Annotated in this window: 14 protein-coding genes, 1 tRNA gene and 2 pseudogenes; 11 read left to right on the forward strand and 6 right to left on the reverse strand. The window is 60.5% G+C overall.

Features of this window, described 5'->3' with window-relative positions; translation table 11 throughout:
* Window positions 1-100: 100 nt before the first annotated feature.
* Window positions 101-1,314, reverse strand: a pseudogene (locus ACWPWO_RS02360) (class I SAM-dependent methyltransferase).
* Window positions 1,315-1,318: 4 nt separating this feature from the next.
* Window positions 1,319-1,540 (reverse strand): hypothetical protein, encoded by a 222-nt coding sequence (locus ACWPWO_RS02365; protein WP_394063768.1) that lies wholly within the window; start codon window positions 1,538-1,540, stop codon window positions 1,319-1,321.
* A 132-nt stretch (window positions 1,541-1,672) separates the two neighbouring features.
* On the opposite strand from ACWPWO_RS02365, the gene ACWPWO_RS02370 reads away from it, so the two are divergent.
* Window positions 1,673-2,245 (forward strand): class I SAM-dependent methyltransferase, encoded by a 573-nt coding sequence (locus ACWPWO_RS02370; RefSeq protein ID WP_394063770.1) that lies wholly within the window; start codon window positions 1,673-1,675, stop codon window positions 2,243-2,245.
* Window positions 2,246-2,268: 23 nt separating this feature from the next.
* On the opposite strand, the gene ACWPWO_RS02375 is transcribed toward ACWPWO_RS02370, so the two are convergent.
* The 3 genes and pseudogenes from ACWPWO_RS02375 to ppc all read right to left on the reverse strand — a co-directional run bounded on the left by ACWPWO_RS02375 (window position 2,269) and on the right by ppc (window position 6,776).
* Window positions 2,269-2,709, reverse strand: a complete 441-nt coding sequence (locus ACWPWO_RS02375; RefSeq protein ID WP_454004128.1) for a hypothetical protein — start codon at window positions 2,707-2,709, stop codon at window positions 2,269-2,271.
* A 304-nt stretch (window positions 2,710-3,013) separates the two neighbouring features.
* A complete protein-coding gene (locus ACWPWO_RS02380) occupies window positions 3,014-3,796 on the reverse strand; it encodes a sulfite exporter TauE/SafE family protein (RefSeq protein ID WP_454004130.1) in 783 nt (260 codons plus the stop codon).
* Between the two features lie 142 nt (window positions 3,797-3,938).
* Window positions 3,939-6,776 (reverse strand): annotated as a pseudogene (gene ppc, locus ACWPWO_RS02385) (phosphoenolpyruvate carboxylase).
* Window positions 6,777-6,941: 165 nt separating this feature from the next.
* On the opposite strand from ppc, the gene ilvD reads away from it, so the two are divergent.
* The 5 genes from ilvD to ACWPWO_RS02410 all read left to right on the forward strand — a co-directional run bounded on the left by ilvD (window position 6,942) and on the right by ACWPWO_RS02410 (window position 12,832).
* Window positions 6,942-8,801: a dihydroxy-acid dehydratase gene (gene ilvD, locus ACWPWO_RS02390; RefSeq protein WP_454004132.1), complete on the forward strand. Its 1,860-nt coding sequence runs from the start codon at window positions 6,942-6,944 to the stop codon at window positions 8,799-8,801.
* A 166-nt stretch (window positions 8,802-8,967) separates the two neighbouring features.
* Window positions 8,968-9,795, forward strand: coding sequence for an ammonia-dependent NAD(+) synthetase (gene nadE / locus ACWPWO_RS02395; RefSeq protein ID WP_454004134.1), 828 nt, complete (start codon window positions 8,968-8,970; stop codon window positions 9,793-9,795).
* A gap of 411 nt (window positions 9,796-10,206) precedes the next feature.
* A complete protein-coding gene (locus tag ACWPWO_RS02400; RefSeq protein WP_454004135.1) occupies window positions 10,207-11,283 on the forward strand; it encodes an AI-2E family transporter in 1,077 nt (358 codons plus the stop codon).
* Between the two features lie 211 nt (window positions 11,284-11,494).
* Window positions 11,495-11,579, forward strand: a tRNA-Leu gene (locus ACWPWO_RS02405).
* 134 nt (window positions 11,580-11,713) lie between these two features.
* Window positions 11,714-12,832 (forward strand): site-specific integrase, encoded by a 1,119-nt coding sequence (locus tag ACWPWO_RS02410; RefSeq protein ID WP_454004136.1) that lies wholly within the window; start codon window positions 11,714-11,716, stop codon window positions 12,830-12,832.
* A gap of 22 nt (window positions 12,833-12,854) precedes the next feature.
* Here the strand turns inward: ACWPWO_RS02410 and ACWPWO_RS02415 are convergent, their stop codons facing one another.
* Window positions 12,855-14,483, reverse strand: coding sequence for a TIGR04141 family sporadically distributed protein (locus ACWPWO_RS02415; protein ID WP_454004137.1), 1,629 nt, complete (start codon window positions 14,481-14,483; stop codon window positions 12,855-12,857).
* Between the two features lie 586 nt (window positions 14,484-15,069).
* On the opposite strand from ACWPWO_RS02415, the gene ACWPWO_RS02420 reads away from it, so the two are divergent.
* From ACWPWO_RS02420 to ACWPWO_RS02440, 5 genes are read left to right on the forward strand one after another with little or no spacing between them, the layout of a single operon-like run.
* Entirely contained in the window at window positions 15,070-15,297 is a 228-nt protein-coding gene (locus ACWPWO_RS02420) for a hypothetical protein (protein ID WP_006385718.1), read from the forward strand.
* Window positions 15,294-16,304: a hypothetical protein gene (locus ACWPWO_RS02425; RefSeq protein WP_080969338.1), complete on the forward strand. Its 1,011-nt coding sequence runs from the start codon at window positions 15,294-15,296 to the stop codon at window positions 16,302-16,304. Before ACWPWO_RS02420 ends, ACWPWO_RS02425 begins: the two co-directional genes overlap by 4 nt.
* Window positions 16,301-16,840, forward strand: coding sequence for a hypothetical protein (locus tag ACWPWO_RS02430; protein ID WP_454004139.1), 540 nt, complete (start codon window positions 16,301-16,303; stop codon window positions 16,838-16,840). The genes ACWPWO_RS02425 and ACWPWO_RS02430 overlap by 4 nt, the downstream gene beginning before the upstream one ends.
* A complete protein-coding gene (locus ACWPWO_RS02435; RefSeq protein WP_006385715.1) occupies window positions 16,837-17,832 on the forward strand; it encodes a relaxase/mobilization nuclease domain-containing protein in 996 nt (331 codons plus the stop codon). The genes ACWPWO_RS02430 and ACWPWO_RS02435 overlap by 4 nt, the downstream gene beginning before the upstream one ends.
* 25 nt (window positions 17,833-17,857) lie before the next feature.
* Window positions 17,858-18,115, forward strand: coding sequence for a hypothetical protein (locus ACWPWO_RS02440; protein WP_231838575.1), 258 nt, complete (start codon window positions 17,858-17,860; stop codon window positions 18,113-18,115).
* The last annotated feature ends 195 nt before the right edge of the window (window positions 18,116-18,310 follow it).

The following is an 18,310-nucleotide window of genomic DNA, read 5'->3' on the forward strand; positions in this document are numbered from 1 at the left end:
GCCCAGCCTGCCCCTCGAGCTCCTTGAACGGCGTCTTTACAAAGTCCCATTCTGCTATCGATCAACAGATCCATTCTACTGAATCTGCAACAAACCCTTCTTACAGCCGGTCACGCCGGTCCCCGCTCATGTTCCCCATCAGAGGCGAGGCCATGTGGCGGCCGACCAGCAGCACCTTGAACAATTCGCCCATTTCGGCTTCGGACAGAAGCCTGTTGGCCGAGGCCATGGTGCGCGCCCATTGCTGCTGGACGACGGGGGAGGTGTCCTCGGGCGGGGTGGCCAGGTAGTTGGCGATGCCGCAGTTCATCAGGAAACGCGCCTGCGTGGTGTAGCCCAGCACGTCCAGTCCGCCTTCCAGGGCCGCGTCGGCCATGGCGGTGAAGTCCACGTGGGTGGTGATGTCCTGCAGGCCGGCCAGCACCAGGGGTTCGGCGTGCGCCAGATGGCGGAAATGGCACATCAGGGTGCCCTGGCTGCGCTGGGGATGGTAGTACTCGTGGCGCGGAAAGCCATAGTCCACCAGGATGGCCGCGCCGCGGCTCAGCCAGGAGCCCATGCTGCGCACCCAGGCTTCGGCTTGCAGATTGATTTCCGACAGATAGAAGGGATTGGGCTCCACGCGCTCGGCCACCAGGTGCGCCAGGTGCTCCGGGGCGGGGCGGGTGGCCAGGTAGAAGGGCGCGGGCAGGCCGCCCGCGGTGCTGTCGTCGGCGGCGATCACGCCCACTTCCAGCACCTGCTCGTCCTGGCTGAAGGTGAACAGGCTGGCGGGCATGGCGTCCAGGACTTGTTGGCGATGACGCAGCCCTTGAAGTCGGGCGGCGCGCTGTCCAGCCAGTTGACGCGCGCCTGCAAGGGAGCCAGGCGCTGCTGCTGGCGCTGGCGCAGGTCGGGCGAGACTTCCAGGATGGAATAGATGGGGTCGATGTCGTGGCGGCGCAGTTCCGTGATCAATGCTTCGGCCAGGGCGCCGCTGCCGGCGCCGAATTCCAGGATGGAGACCGACTGGCTGGCGTACAGGATCTGGGAGACCTGGCGGCTGAGCGTCTGGGCGAACAGGGGCGAGAGCTCCGGGGCCGTGGTGAAGTCGCCTGTGGGCAGCATGCCGCCGAACTTGGTGCTGCCGCCCGTGTAGTAGCCCAGGCCCGGCGCGTACAGGGCATGATGCATCCATTGGTCGAAGGGCAGGAAGCCGTCTTCGTCCTCGATGCGCTCCAGCAGGTAGCGGTTGACCTGGTCCAGGTGGGCCTTGAGCTCGTCCGACAGAGGAGGCAGGCCGTGGGGCAGGGAGGGGGCGGACAGTACATTCATGGCGTCAATGAGGCGTGTCGTTGGGCGGTTCGGAGTCGGCGCTGGAGGCTGGGCCGGAGCGGGCGTCCCGGGCGCGGGACAGTTGCTGCAGGGTGCGCAGCATGCCGACCAGCATGGCAATCAGGATGGACGCCGCGGCGGCCAGGATGAAATTGCCGAAAATGATCCAGAGAGGCAGGCACAGCACGGCCATCAGCAGGACGGGCTTGCGCAGCAGGGTCTTCATACGCCGTCGGAAAGGAGGGTGGGAACTGCCCCGATTGTAGCCCAGGCCATGCTGCAATCCGATGACCGGGTCGCCATGGCGCATCCTGCGCTACCATGTGCGTTTTTATCCGGATATCGAGGGGAGACGACGATGAAAGACACGGGAGAAGCCAGCGCGTGGATGCGGCAATGGGCCCATCTGGCCTCCAATCCCGGCACGGTGCTGGACGTGGCCTGCGGCCGGGGGCGCAACGCGCGCTGGCTGGCGCAGCGCGGACACACCGTGATCGGCGTGGACCGCGACCCGGAGGCCGTGGCTGCCAGCGCGCCCTATGGGGAAATCGTCCAGGCGGACATCGAGAACGGTCCCTGGCCTTTCGCGGGCCGGCGCTTCGACGCGGTAGTGGTCACCAAATACTTGTGGCGGCCGCTGATGCCCACGCTGCTGGAAAGCCTGGAGCCGGGCGGCGTGCTGATCTACGAAACCTTCGGGGTGGGCAACGAGCAGTACAACACGCCGCGCAATCCCGATTTTCTGTTGCAACCGGGCGAGCTGCTGCGCTGGTGCGCCGACCTGGACATCGTGGCCTACGAGCACGGCTTCCAGTCCAATCCCGACCATATCGTGCAGCGCATCGTGGCCGTGCGGCCGCGCGACGACAGCGGCTCGTTCAGCCGCTACCTGATCAACCCCGGCGAGCCGGCCGGCAGCCTGTGCGCATGAACTAGAACAAGTAGCTGCGTGCTTTAAGCGTGAGCGTCAACACCAATGGCTTGTCCTTGAAATCGCTGTATGACAGCCATAGCTTTTTCTAGCATTTTCAGGGTGTTTTCATCGTTTCTCGATCGAGCACCTGCTATACCGTCACGTATTTTCTCAATAAAATTAATCTTCTCGTGTGTAAGCTCAGTGACATTGCTGCTTACTGGGATCCTTATTGTCATTGCCAAAAATGGAAAACTTTCGTCTAGAGAGATTTCACCGTTTTTTATTTGATTGTTCATCCAATTGAACATTTCAATATTCGACATTTTCGTGAAATCAATCTGTGTTGTCCCAGTATTTTTCTTGCTGGCTGTGGTTGCAGTCAGTGCGTCTGAAAAACCTTTGTTTATTTGGCTATTTTCTGAATGTTTTTTGGATTTATGATTTATATATGTATAGCAATTATTCGAACTAATCTTCATGGATTTACTCCTTGATTGATCATCGCTGTATTTTCAGAAAATGCATGCCACGAGAAGCTGTTAAAGCTATTATTATTTTCCTGCGTATTCGTACTAGCAAACTCTAGATCAACAAGCTCTTTGGTGTCGTTTTCATGGTTTGCGTTTTATATTTTATTTGATTTAATGTAATCTTGGTGTCAATTCGTTTTGGCATTATTTGATAAAAAATGAATGTTTTTTGCTTCTTTGCCGGTTTTTCTTTGACGGTTCGAAATTCCATGGCTGGCCGCTTAGAATGATTAATAGCCAAATTGATTGAAAATTACAGCAAATAACTGCGCGCCAGCATGATCACGGCCACCACGGCCGTCAGCACAGAAAAGCCCTGCTGCAGGCGTTCGGGCGCGATGTGCGGAGCCAGTTGCCGGCCCAGCGCCATGCCGGCCATGGCTGCGCCTACGAAAACCCAGCCGCTGGCGGGAATGAGCGTGCCGTGGGCCAGGCTGATGGCCGAGGCGCTGAGCGAGATCAGGGCGATCAGCATCAATGAGGTGGCCACGATGCTGTGCATGCCCAGGTTGCTGAAGCGTTTGAGCGCCGGCACGATCAGGAAACCGCCGCCCACGCCCAGCATGCCGGAGAACAGGCCGGCCACGGCGCCGATGCCGGCCAACGTGGCCGTGCCCGCGCCGGTCCAGCGCAACCGGCCGGTGTCCGGATTCAGGCGGCAGGGCGGCAGGCTTTGGGCGCGTTCAGCAGGTCGGCGCAGCATCTTGCCGGCGATCCACAGCATGATGACGGCGAACATCGTGACCAGCAGTTGTTCCGGCAGGGCATGGCTGATGCGTATGCCGGCGGATGTCATCAAGGCGCCCATGAGGGCCATGAAGACGGCGGCGCGATAGCGCACGATGTGCTTGTGCAGGCCGTCCAGTGCGCCTACCAGGGCAGCGGCGCCCACGGCCAGCAGCGCCACCGGGGCGGCGGACGTCATGTCGTAGCCCAGGCCCAGCATCAGGGCGGGAACGGCCAGGATGCCGCCGCCTGCGCCCGTCAATCCCAGTAACAGGCCGGTCAACAGGCCCAGAATGATGGCAAGCGTCATAAGCTCAATGACGCGGGCCCGGCTTGCGCCAGGCCCGCATTCGATCAAAAGAAGAATTCCGATACAGGAATTGTACTGCTTTAACTTCTTTTGGAAATTAGCTTATATTTAAAAGTTATAAATAAGACGCTTTGCTCTTGCCTCAGCCGGAGTTCCGCAGGCCGGCCGCGATGCCGTTGATGGTCAGGTGGATGACGTGCTGCTTGTTCACCCCATTGCGTATGGCCTTGCGGGCTTTTTCGCTCTGGCCGCGATGACGGCGCAGCAATTCCACCTGCAGGTGATTGAGCGGATCGATGTAGGCGAAGCGCTCGGCCAGGGCGTCCTGCAGGGCCTGGTCGCGGGCCAGGAGCTCGTGCCCCGTGACCTGGCGGAACATTTCCACGGTCAGGTGGAACTCGTGGCGGATCTGATTGAAGACGTGTTCGCGCAAGGCTTCGTCCTTGACCAGGCCGGCGTACTTGGCGGCGATGTCCAGGTCCGTTTTGGCCAGCACCTGTTCCATATTGGACAGCAGGGTGCGGAAGAAGGGCCAGTCGCTGGCCATTTTCTGCAACTGTTCCAGGCGCTGCTGGCGGGTCAGGCCGTCGTCGGGCACGCCGTATTCCAGGTAGCGGCTCAGCGCCGTACCCACGCCGTACCAGCCCGGTATGGGCAGGCGGCACTGGGCCCAGGAGAAGCTCCATGGGATGGCGCGCAGGTCTTCGATGCGCTGGGTGGCCTTGCGCGAGGAGGGGCGCGAGCCGATGTTCAGGCCGGCGATTTCCTGGATGGGCGTGGACTGGAAGAAGTACTGGTCGAAATGTTCGGTGCCGTAGACCAGCTGGCGATAGCTCTGGTGCGCCTGCTCAGACATCCAGGCCATGGCCTGGCCGTAGGCGGCCAACTGCTCGTCGTCGCTGGGTCGGCCATGGTTGCGACTGCCCAGGCTGGCTTCCAGCGTGGCGGCCACGAACAGCTCCAGGTGCCAGCGGCCTACGTCGGCGTCCTTGTAGCGGCTCTGGATCATCTCGCCCTGCTCGGTCAGGCGGATCTGGCCATTCACGGTGCCGGGCGGCTGCGCCAGGATGGCGTCGAAGCTGGAGCCGCCGCCCCGGCCCACTGAACCGCCCCGGCCGTGGAACAGGCGCAGGCGCACCTTGCGGCGCGCGAAGACCTGTGCGAACTCGCGCTCGGCGCGGTACAGCGTCCAGTTGGAAGTCAGATAGCCGCCGTCCTTGTTGCTGTCGGAATAGCCCAGCATGACTTCCTGCACGCTGTTCTGCGCATGGCGCACGCGCTGGCGGATCTCGGGCATGTCCAGCCATTCCTGCATGATTTCGGGGCCGCGTTCCAGGTCGGGGATGGTCTCGAACAGCGGCACGACCATCAGGCCTTGCTGGTCGGGGTGGCTGGAGCCGGGCACGATCAGCCCGGTCTCCTGCTGCAGCACCAGCACTTCCAGCAGGTCGCTGAGGGTTTCGGTGTGCGAGACGATGGTCTGTTCGATGGCCCGCGCGCCGAAGCGGCGGCGGCATTCGGCGGCCTTGCGCAGGATGGACAGTTCTTTTTCCGTCTCTTCGGAATAGTGATACCAGGGCGAGACCAGCGGGCGGTGGTGGCGCAATTCCGAGCGCAGCAGGGTGATGCGGTCTTCTTCGGACAGGTGCCGGTAGCTGACGGGCTGGCCGTCGAACTCGGTGCCTGCGACGCGGAACAGCTCGTCCAGGACGCGCTCGTGCACGTCCGAACTTTGCCGCAGGTCCAGGGTGGCCAGGTGGAAGCCGAAGACCTCCACGGCCTGGATCAGCGCGTTCAGGCGCAGGCCCGCGATGGCGCCGCCCTTGTTGTCGGCCAGGGAGTCGGCGATCACCTGCAGTTCGGCGGCGAACTCCTGGGGCGTGGCATAGGGCTCGGCGGGGTAGGGGGGGCGGGCGGCCAGCCCGTGGCCCAGCAGGGCCTGGGCGGTGGCGGCCATGCGCGCCTACACATGGATGATGCTGCGCCGGTAGGGCTCGTCCAGCCGGTGTGGCGACGGGTCCTGGCTGCGGGCCGACAGGGCGGCCAGCTCCTTGCTGACGCGGCTCAGGCCGTCGGATACGGATATTTCGGTGCCCAGCAGGCGTATCTGTTCCAGGTAGTGGCGCAGCACGCAGGTGGCCTGGCGCAGCACCGCTTGTTCCACCGTGTCGGGCCCCACGTTGGGGTTGCCGTCCCGATCGCCGCCGATCCAGCTGCCCATGCGCAGGAAGGCGGGCAGGGGGCGGGCCTTCTGGTCCAGCAGGCTCTTGCCGGGCTTGTCCAGCAGCCGGTCCAGGTCGCGGTAGAGCTGCGGGATGGTGGGCAGGAACGTGGAGCCGTAGTAGGCCAGGGCATTGTCGATCTCGTCCAGCACCGTCAGGCGGTGCTCGCGCAGCATGCGCGTCTGCCACAGCAGCGAGACCAGGCCGGTCAGTTTTTCCTGGATGCGCGCCGTCCGGGCCTCGGTGGCGTCGTGGTCCAGGCTGTGCAGTTCGGCGGCGATGGCCATGTGCACGGCCAGCGTGCTCTGGCGTTGCACTTCCGTGGGGTGGGCCGTCAGCACCGGCATCACGCAGGCTTCCTGCAGATAGCGCCGGATCTTGCGGGCGCTCAGGCCTTCGTCCATCAGGGCCCGGATGGCGTGCTGCAGGCTGCCGGGCAGTTGTTCGGGGCGGTGCTCCAGGCGACGCCGGTTCTGGTCGCGGTCCTCGGCGATGTTGGACAGGTGCAGGAAATAGGCGAAGGCGCGCGCCACCGAGCGCGCCTGGGTGTCGCTGAGCGCGGGGATGTCCTGCTCCAGGATGCGCGCCTGCCGCGGATCGTGCTCGCGCCGAAAGCCCACGGCGGCCCGGCGCAGGCCTTCGATCAGATTGAAGGTGGCCTTTCCTTCGCTGTCTCGGATGACTTCGCCCAGGGCCTTGCCCAGAAAGCGGATGTCCTGGCGGAGCAGGTTGGAAAGGTCAGGCACGGCCTGCGGCATGATACGTCTCCTGTAGTCAGTTGAGGTGTTTGCAGCATACGGGCAGGAGAGCCGCGCCGGGATACGGGGAGCCATATGATGGTTACCAGCCCCCTGGCGCGCACAAAGCGCCTGCGGACGATTATCATAGATATCTTTACACAGTTTTTTGTCCAGAGAACAGTAATGCCCCAATATCGCTCCCGTACGTCGACCCACGGTCGCAACATGGCCGGCGCGCGTGCCCTGTGGCGCGCCACCGGTATGAAAGACGACGATTTCTCCAAGCCCATCATCGCGGTGGTGAATTCGTTCACGCAGTTCGTGCCCGGTCACGTGCACCTGAAGGACCTGGGGCAACTGGTCGCCCGCCAGATCGAAGCGGCCGGCGGCGTGGCCAAGGAATTCAACACCATCGCCGTGGACGACGGCATCGCCATGGGGCACGGCGGCATGCTGTACTCGCTGCCTTCGCGCGAACTGATCGCCGACTCCGTGGAATACATGGTCAATGCGCACTGCGCCGACGCCATGGTGTGCATCTCCAACTGCGACAAGATCACCCCCGGCATGCTGATGGCCGCCCTGCGCCTGAACATCCCCGTGGTCTTCGTCTCGGGCGGTCCCATGGAAGCCGGCAAGGTCTACTCGCCCGACGGCAAGACCGTAGTGCAGAAGCTGGACCTGGTGGACGCCATGATCCAGGCGGCCGACCCCAACATTTCCGACGAACAGGCGGAAACCGTGGAACGCAGCGCCTGTCCGACCTGCGGCTCCTGCTCGGGCATGTTCACCGCCAACTCCATGAACTGCCTGACCGAGGCCCTGGGCCTGTCCCTGCCCGGCAACGGCTCCATCGTGGCCACGCACGCCCGTCGCCGCGGCCTGTTCGAGCGCGCCGGCAGCCTGATCGTGGACCTGGCCAAGCGCTATTACGAACAGGACGACGAATCCGTGCTGCCGCGCAACATCGCCAGCTTCGGCGCCTTCGAGAACGCCATGACCCTGGACGTGGCCATGGGCGGCTCCACCAACACGGTGCTACACCTGCTGGCCGCCGCGCAGGAAGCCGGCGTGGATTTCACCATGGCCGACATCGACCGCATCTCGCGCCGCGTGCCCTGCCTGTGCAAGGTGGCGCCCGCCACGCCCGACTACCACATGGAAGACGTGCACCGCGCCGGCGGCATCATGGCCATCCTGGCCGAACTCGGCCGCGCCGACTTGCTGAACCTGGACGTGGGTAATGTGCACAGCGGCACGCTTCGCGAAGCCATCAAGCGCTGGGACATCATGGGCGACAACGTCAAGGCGGTCAGCGACTTTTACCGCGCCTCGCCCGGCGGCATCCCCACGCAGGTGGCCTTCAGCCAGGACCGCTACTACGAAACCCTGGACACCGACCGCGCCAATGGCTGCATCCGCGACAAGGCCAACGCCTACTCGCAGGACGGCGGCCTGGCCGTGCTGTACGGCAACCTGGCCGTCAACGGCTGCATCGTCAAGACGGCCGGCGTGGATGAAAGCATCCTGACCTTCACCGGCAAGGCCCGCGTCTACGAAAGCCAGGAAGACTCCGTGGAAGCCATCCTGGGCGGCGAGGTCAAGGCCGGCGACGTGGTCATCATCCGCTACGAAGGCCCCAAGGGCGGCCCCGGCATGCAGGAAATGCTGTATCCCACGTCCTACCTGAAGTCCATGGGCCTGGGCAAGAGCTCGGCCCTGCTGACGGACGGCCGTTTCTCCGGCGGTTCGTCCGGCCTGGTGATCGGCCACGCTTCTCCTGAAGCGGCCGAAGGCGGCAACATCGCCCTGGTGCAGGACGGCGACACCATCGAGATCGACATCCCGAACCGCCGCATCCACCTGGCCATCTCCGACGAAGAGCTGGCCGCCCGTCGCGCCGAAATGCAATCACGCGGCGCCAAGGCCTGGAAGCCCGCCAAGCGCGAACGCGTGGTGTCGCAGGCCCTGAAGGCCTACGCCGCCCTGGCCACCTCGGCCGACCGCGGCGCCGTGCGCGACGTCTTGCAACTGGACAAGTAGGCCGTAGCGCCTGGCCGCAGACCCCATTCCGCCACGGGCGGGGTGGGGTTTTTTCATGGCTGCGCTGTTACCAATTGACGCTCCGGGAGACAGGCTCTTGAACAGCATGGGCTGGCCTGTCCTTTACAATGAGGGCATTGTTCACTTCGCTGCGAGAGCCTGCGCCATGACTGATGATCAACGCGCCCTGCAACAACGTATCCGTGCCGAGCTCGGCCTGACCGACTCGTTCGACGCCCGACAGGAGATCGAGCGTCGCGTGACCTTCCTGAGCGACTATCTGCAACGCACCGGCACCTGCAGCCTGGTGCTGGGCATCAGCGGCGGCGTGGACTCGCTGGCGGCTGGCTGCCTGGCGCAGCGCGCCGTTGAGCAGGCGCGCCGTCAGGGCCACCAGGCGGAGTTCTTCGCGGTGCGCCTGCCCTATGGCGAGCAGGCCGACGAAGCCGACGCGCAGGGCGGCCTGGCCGTGATCAAGCCCGACCATACTCTGGTCGTCAACATCAAGCCGGCCACGGACGCCATGCTGGACCAACTTCTGGCCTCCGGCCTGACCTTCCGCGACGCGGCGCACCAGGATTTCCTGGTGGGCAATATCAAGGCGCGCCAGCGCATGATCGCCCAATACGCCATTGCCGGCGCCCGTTCGGGGCTGGTGGTGGGCACGGACCATGCCGCCGAAGCCTTGATGGGCTTCTTCACCAAGTTCGGCGACGGCGCGGCCGACATCACGCCCCTGGCAGGCCTGAACAAGCGGCGCGTGCGCGCACTGGCTTCCGCCATGGGTGCGCCGGATCCGCTGGTCTACAAAGTGCCCACCGCCGACCTGGAAACCTTGACTCCCCTGAAGCCCGACGAAGACGCCTTCGGCGTCAGCTACGACCAGATCGACGACTTCCTGGAAGGCAAGACCATAGACGAGGACGCCGTACAGACCATTCTGCGCACCTATCGCGCTTCCGCCCACAAGCGGGCGCTGCCAGTAGCGCCTTGAGCGTGATGCTGACAAAAAGCCGGGTCACCCCGGCTTTTTTTATTCTTCGTCTTTTATAGGTGATGTAGAGGTACTGGCCGGATCTGCGTGGCTACAGGGGAGCTGATCGGGCTTATTTCATAGTCCGAACCGATATTGGCTTTCAGCTTACCGTCAGTATGGGCGTAAAATAAGCTCAGCTTTTCAATGGAAAACGGGTATTCGGCCTGCTTCTATCATGCTATTGTCAAACCCTCTCCGGGCACCGGCCCACGCCCTGGCCACGCGTCTTTGCGCCGGCCTCGCCGTACATGGCGAAGCCAGGCAAGGCGGTATTGATGCGGCGCATAAAGCGCCGCCGCATCGTGGCGAAGAAGCTCCGGCCGCAAGGCCAGAGTTCTAGACAACCAGACTCGAGGGTCACCACGCTATATGCAACCTGTCTTACCCGCATTCCTGATCGCCCGCTGGCTGCTGCTGCTCCTGCTTGCCGCGGGCGTGTATTTCCTGAGTGGTTTTCTGGTTCCCGTGCTGGCGGCGCTGATCATCGGCCTGGCCAGCTGGCCGCTGTACAAGCATCTGGTGGCGTACTGCCACGGCCGCACGGCCTTGTCGGCCAGCATCGCGCTGCTCATCATCACCCTGGTCCTGATCGTGCCGTTGTCGCTGGCCCTGTCCTTCGCCATCAAGGAGGCCGGCAGCTTCATCACCTGGGCGCTGGCGGCCAATCGCTACGGCACGCCCACACCCGAATGGATCAAGGCCATGCCCCTGGTGGGCGAGCGCCTGACGGAATACTGGCAGACCTACCTGGGCGAACCGCACGCCCTGGGCGAAATGGTGGAGATGGTCAGCGGCCAGCACCTGGGCAATATCTACCGCATGGTGCTGTCGGCCACGGGCAATGTGTTCCACCTGCTGCTGACCGTGCTGTTCATGCTGATCACCCTGTTCTTCATCTTCAAGGACGGAGACCGCCTGCTGGGCCAGCTGGACATCGTGGGCGAGCGCATCCTGCCCGGCCGCTGGCGGCGGTTTTCCCGCGTGGTGCCCGCCACCGTCAACTCCACCGTCACCGGCATGGGCCTGATCGCCCTGGGCGAGGGCGTGGTGCTGGGCATCGCCTACTGGATCGCCGGCGTGCCTTCGCCCGTGCTGCTGGGCGTCATCACCGGCTTCATGGCCCTGATCCCGGGCGGGGCGCCGCTGTCCTTCACCCTGGTGTCGCTGTACCTGGTGGGCTCCGGCCACCTGGTCGCCGGCGTGGGCCTGTTCCTGTGGGGCTCCATCGAACTGTTCATCGTGGACAAGACCCTGCGCCCGCGCCTGGTCGGCGGCCCCGTGAAGCTGCCCTTCCTGCCCACCTTCTTCGGCCTGGTCGGCGGCGTGCAGACCATGGGCATCGTCGGCCTGTTCATCGGCCCGGTGCTGATGGCCCTGCTGGTCGCCATCTGGCGGGAGTGGATACGCAACGGCGAAGCCGCGCACCCGCCCGTGGAAGTCGATTGAATCCGTTTCAGAAATGAACCCCGCATTCCACACAAACGGCCCGGCAATAGCCGGGCCTTTTGCATGGGGCAGGGCCCGCCAAGGCCCAGCCCACGCGGGCGCCCGCCCGTCTGTATCAAAAAAGCCCGAACCAGGCTTGTCACACCAGCCCGAAACCTGCGTATAATACGCATCTTCCCTTCCACACCTGGATTCCCAGGTGCCACACGCAGCCCGGGTGGTGAAATTGGTAGACGCAGGGGACTCAAAATCCCCCGCCGCAAGGCGTGCCGGTTCGATTCCGGCCCCGGGCACCATCCCCAAATCTTCTGCTAATTCAAGCCATTAGAAGATTTCGCAGTACAAGCCCCGCACCGGGGGATTTTCCTAAAATTGTGGTCAGGTACAGTTTCGGTACAGTGATGCGGCGCTAGCCCCATACGGAGTACTCATGGCTACGATTGTTAAGACGTCCTCGAGCACTTGGAAAGCCCTCATTCGCAAGACTGGCTGGCCGGCCACGGCCAAGACGTTCCGCACCAAGCGGGATGCCGAAGACTGGGCGCGCCGTACCGAAGACGAAATGGTGCGCGGCGTATACATCCAGCGGGCGCCGGCCGAGCGCATGACCGTCGAAGCGGCACTGACCCGCTACCTCAAGGAAGTCACGCCCACCAAGCGGGCCTCGACCCAAGCCGGCGAACACAAGAAAGCACAGGTCATCATCCGCCACCTTGGCAAGTACTCGCTGGCAGCCCTGAACGCTGAGATCGTGGCGCAGTTCCGTGACATGCGACTGGCGGGCGACCCGGACGAGAATGGCAAGCTACGGCCTCGCAGTAACAACACGGTACGCTTGGAACTGGCACTGCTGGGCCACCTGTTCACCGTCGCGATCAAGGAATGGGGCATCGGCCTGCCCTTCAATCCCGTGTCCAACATTCGCCGCCCTGCCCCAGGCTCGGGCCGCAACCGGCGATTGACTCCCGAAGAACAGACCCGCCTGCTACAAGCCGTGGACAGGCACTCCAACCCGATGTTCGGATGGATCGTCCGCATTGCCGTTCAAACCGGCATGCGGCTGTCCGAGATTGCGACGCTGCGTATTCGGCAAGTGGACATCGAGCGGCGAGTCGTTCGGCTGGAGCACACCAAGAACTCTTCGCCTCGTACCGTCCCGCTGACTGCCGAGGCAACGCGCGTGTTCACCGAGGCCCTTGCCAACCCCGTGCGCCCCGCCGAAACCGAACTGGTGTTCTTCGGCGAACCCGGCCGGGATGGCATACGACGCCCCTACCTGTTCGACAAAGCATGGACCGATGCCAAGCGAGCAGCGGGCGTTGAAGACTTCCGCTTTCACGACCTGCGACACGAGGCTGTCAGCCGGTTCGTGGAAGCCGGCTTGAGCGATCAGGAGGTGTCGGCCATCAGCGGCCACAAGTCGATGCAGATGCTCAAGCGCTACACGCATCTTCGCGCGGAGGATCTGGTGCAGAAGCTGGACCGCATCACTGCAACAACAACCGCAGCCGCCGTGACAAAGGATCTAGACACATCTCAACGTCCCTGAGGGCGAACCAGCAGGTTGCGTCCTATGGTCGTCGTGTCGCCTTCTTGGGCTTACACCTTTTTTTAACGATTAGCGCCGGATCCACGTCAATCTTTGCAAGATGCACCTTGTAATCAAGAGCACGAAGCGTCTTGAGCGCATTTCTCAGGGTCACTTTTGAGAAGAATGGCAATTCGGTGGGCAACGTCTTAGTGGTCGCGATTGCATATACGATAGTGTATCCGGCCGCCTGCGGTCTTATCTCGGGGTTCGGCAACTTAATCGATGCAGGTAATTTTTCATTCAACTTACATCGGAAATCCTCATCTTTCATAAAGGCTTCGGCAGCAACGAATCCTTGGGCAAAAAGGTGGCTCAGCGTTCCTGAACTCCGATAGTACTTCACATGAATTAAGTCCGTGCCATTGCGAATCAAATCACAAAACTCAATCTTGTCGTACCGACCACCCAATTTCGTGTTCTTTTTATCCATCAAAGAGAACTCGCCGTCATTCGCCGCAAGAGCATCGTTGTAATCCTCCTCACGATCAAACGCATAAATAGGAAAATCGAACGGATAGATTTCAATGCCAGCCAGATACGAATCGACCTTTGCCACAAAGTCTGGCTCTGCCTGAAACCAAACCCCGTTTCTAAGCATATAACGCTCATTCCCCAACGCAAGTTCTACATACAAACAGCGATAGGCACTCCAACAACGAGTTGATTGATACTCCGAATTATTAATATGGATCAACTGCGTTTTCAGCGTCTCGACATTCACAGGCCGATTATGACTGTTGAGATATGACACTAGGTCATCCAGTCGCAAAACAACGTGTCTCAAGGTGTTTTGGTACTGATCGAATGAATATCCTATTTGTGCCTCCCAGTCGACGACCTCAGGCTCTCCGAGCCAAATAACTGCACTCGCGGGCCTGATTAGCTCATCATCAAGGCAACTATCCAAGACGGCGATCAACTCAGCATCTTTGACGCGACGAATATTGTCGACCCACTCGAATTCTGGGGGCAGAGGACTAATATACCGCTTAAGCGCTTCGTCCAATATGGCCGGTATCCCAGCAAGGTCCGTATCGACGGCTATGGTGAAAGCGTCCCTTCCTGTTACATGAGCTCCAAACATTGGAACTCGAGAGACGCCTGTTACGGCATAAAGCAATTCGAGTTCAGAATCCATCTGCAACTCGAAAATATCAACCTCCGTACTACTCTGAGTGCGAGAGTTCAACGGATTGTGATCGTAACTTGCCTTATCGACACTCCTTAGTTTGTCAGGATCGACTGATGTCAATGTCACCCTCAACCCGAAGTCGCGCTCGACATGCTCGGTTTTAACCAGATGATATCCGGAGCCAAAAGTTAGCAAATAAAAACGCGTTTCACGCTCAAACACAGCAACCGCACCGACGTTCTGAGTAGAACCGAATAAGCTCTCCGGAAGCTCTGCTGCATTGCTGAATAATTTTGTCCAAGGTGGCGGAGGACGAGGTATCTCCCGCTTGACGTACAGGATAACTTTACTCTCGGCAACGTCTATAAACACTGGATCTTTGGCATCTTCAGTTTTTATAAGAGCCTCGACATTATTTATACTCTCCTTCGCCAAATAAATAGACAGTTTCTCTTTTCGTTGTTTTTCTTTGCTCATCTCTCCATCCCAGCGCGGACCGGTGCAAGGGGTTATAGCCGTAAAACATTGAGCAGCTAACTCGGGAAAACCTTAGTACACGCCCTTCCAGCTCAGTGTTTGAGAGATCACCATCGAGCAACCTAACACCGATCGATACATGCTTCCTACCCGATGAGGCCGGTGTTACCTCAAACAAAAGCACTCCCCTAGACTCGACGACATCCGCGGCAGCAAAGCCACAGGGCTTCATCTTTTGTAGAAGCAGAGCCCCGCATATTTGTTCGTTGCAAATCTCCCACAAATTTTTTCCTGGCCTACACACGATTTTCGTGCTGAACACCGGGTTTCCTTGGTCGCTCATAAATTGTTGCTTTCAGATCAGTTTGGCACCGCCTGCCCATTTGTGAAAATCCAATATGCCCCATCTTGGCATTTGACGACACGCCAATTTGGCCTTCGCCGAAGACCTATTTTGGTCTTTAAAATCAATGACTTAAGTTTGACAACCATGCCTTCACGGTAAAGACTGGCATTACCTACGGTGAACTTGTGAGGCATAGGAATGACTACTGGAGAATATTTGTTGGGACGGTTTGGGCCGTTGATGAGCATCGTTGACGTTGCCACCTTGCTAGGCCGATCTCCGGATGGCGTCCGCATGGCGCTTTATACCGATACCGACTTTTCACGCAAGCTGAAACCGGCCATGCTGCGGGTCGGCCGCCGCGTTTATTTTCGGACGATGCAGGTCACAGAAGCCCTGAATCTGGAACAGCCGGCAGACGATGAAATCACGCCCGCAGAGGTCGCTACGCGGGGGCCGCGCGCATGAGTCGGCAAAGAACCATCAACGACCAGATATGGCGCTCAAATCGCCTGTCAGGCTGCACGGTCGAAGACCGCTATGCGCTGTTCTATTTCCTGACATCGCCATTCAGCAATGTCATCGGCGCCTACGAAATCGTCATTCGCGTTGCAGCCTCAGAAATGGGCTGGGACCCCGATTCACAACTAATGCCAGTGATGCGTCGTCTCATCGATGCTGGCATCTTGGATTTTGACCCGCAGGCGAATTACATTTGGATCAAAGATTGGTGGGACCACAATTCCGCCAAGATGGCAGTGGCAACAACCCTTAGGAAAAAGACACTCGAGCAAATAGCGGCACTACCCCAAGGCTGGCGTGACGCTTACGTGAATGACTTTATCGATCGACTGCCTACCGAGGATCCGCTGCGCAATACGGTAGCCAAAGCCCTTGGATACGGTCCATATAGGCTATCGACACCCTATGCGGGCCCAGACGACGGCCGGACGTCCATTCCGGCCGAAGCAAAAGACATCCATAGAAATCAATCGATTAGCAACGGGCATACCCCAGCGACAGCCTATCACCAGGGTATGGGCAGGGGGCCGGGTAACACTACTACTAACACTAACCCTATCTATAACCCTACTACTACAACGAGAACCGACGACGATCTTCAGTACCCTACCGCGCTGGTCCCCGCTGAGAAACTGTCGATCCAAAACTTGCTTACCGACGTCCAATCAGCTGATGCGCAAGCATTGCTTGACGAACTGGACGGGGCCATCAAGACACCCGGAACCATCAGAAAGACGAAGGTCGCCTATTTCAAAGGAATCCTTGAACGCCACCGCACAGGGGGATTCGTGCCGTCTGCTGGCATCCCGATAGCGACCAGAAGAGAACGCCTGGCAGCGACCCAAGATATGTCGCGCGCTTCGGAATCAGCACCACTCAGCAAAGCTGAATCCCAAGCCCGGCTTCAAGAAATCAAAGCCCAACTGGAGCTGCATACGAGGATGCCGAAATGACGCGCAAGACCACACTCAGCATCCGCCTGGATGGTGATCTGAAGCAGCGTTGGCAGGCACTTTGTCTTCGACAAGGCAGCACGCCCAGCGACGGCCGGCGGCAGATCATTGTCCGCCTTCTCAACGGTTCGGCAACGGACGCTTCGCCCACTCCATCAAAACACGAGCAGCCCGATACTTCGCGTCGCCGCTTGGAACTCCGCCTGACCGAGACGGAATATGCCCGTATCGAAGCACTAGCCTTGCAGCAGGGCATGTCAGCCAATCGCTGGGTCATCCACCTGATACGGGCCAATCTCAGCGGCGAACCGCAGTTCGGCATGACAGAGCTACGGACGCTGGGCGAATCGAATTCACGGCTGCTGGCAATCGGTCGCAACCTGAACCAGATCGCCCGGCATATGAACGCAGGACGCGCGCTGGAGACGGTGGTAACCGCTGAGCGTATCGACACACTGACCCGTCATATCAAAACCCACACCGCGCGGGTGGCAGACATCATGCGCGCCAACATTGACCGCTGGAGGCTGGAATGAGTCTGGTCATCGATGGAATTTTGAAGGACTGGGGCGAACGCATCTATACCAAGCCCGTGACCAGCCAAGGCATTAAGCGCACGGTGACGCGATCACGTACTTCGCCGCCCTCTACGCCTCTGCTATTGACCGGCAGCGCCCGGGTACGCGACAAGTTGATGCTGACCACTCGCAAAGCGCCCGAAGTCATGGTGAAAATCTCCGGCGGTGGCAAAGGCATCGCGCAGGTGAAAGCGCACCTCGACTACATATCGCGCAACGGCCTGGTAGCGTTGGAGAATGAAGACGGTGAAGTCATCCTTGGCCGTGAGGCCGTGCAGGACGTGCGCGACGAATGGAAAAGCGGCCAGTACGGGTTGCCTGATAACGGCTCGCGCCGTGAAACGTTCAATATCGTGCTGTCCATGCCACCCGGCACCGATCGACGCGCAGTGAATGACGCTATCCGTGCATTCGCGAAAACGGAGTTCGGCGCCAACCACGCGTATGTCTTCGCCATCCATGACGACGAAGCCCATCCCCACGGCCACCTTTGCGTTAAGGCGCTCGGTCTCGACGGTAGCCGGCTCAACCCACGAAAGGCGGACCTGCAACGATGGAGGGAACGCTTCGCCGAGGCGCTGCGTGAACAAGGCATCGAGGCCAATGCCACACCGCGTAGGGCACGGTCTAACACGCACACTACGGTCAAGCAGGCGACGCGACATGCCGCCAAGCGCGGCAAGAGCACTAAGGCGGCCGAGCGGGAACAACGCAAGCTTTCCGGCGTTTCACGTACCATCAGGAATGGCTACGGGCACATTGCGAAAGCCTTGGCCGCTGGTGGCATGGAGGACAAATCGCTTGCCCTGGAAATTGTTCGGTTCCTTGATCCCTCGCAGGACAGGACGCTACAGGTCCCACAGCGTAGCCAGCGCAGCACAGAAGTGATCAAGGATGTCCAGCAACAGGACAAGACCAACCATCCAGGCAAAGGCGACCTGAGCCGTTGATTGATTGCGCAAGAAGGACCATAAGATGGCTTTACGCTACGACGCGCTGCAAGACTACTGTGATGATCCAGCGCGCACCGGTGATGTACAGGTCATTCTGTATGCGCACTACTGGAAGGGCTTTGCCTTGGCCGTGCAGGACGGCACTACAGAGCACCGCGTCATGGACGACAAGGGTCGACCGTACCGGTTCCGAACCGTAGAAATGGCCTTGGCGGAACTGGCGAACATCTCGTATCTATCGGACCGCATCATCATTGACCGTCGCGCGTGGTCGCCGTAGTCGGAAACTACTTTGCATTTACCCTAAGTACAATCAACTTCGGTTGTACCTTTAACCACAACGAACGTTGCACCGCCCCAAGGACGCCTAGCGTACCGGGTGCCGACCCGAAAAGAAGGGTTCCGACCGCCGAGAGCAGATCGGCCGCTTAGTCGCCCCAAGAACGCTTTGTCGTACTGGGCGCGGTCCCTGAAC

This window comes from Alcaligenes sp. Marseille-Q7550 (genome assembly GCF_965112015.1).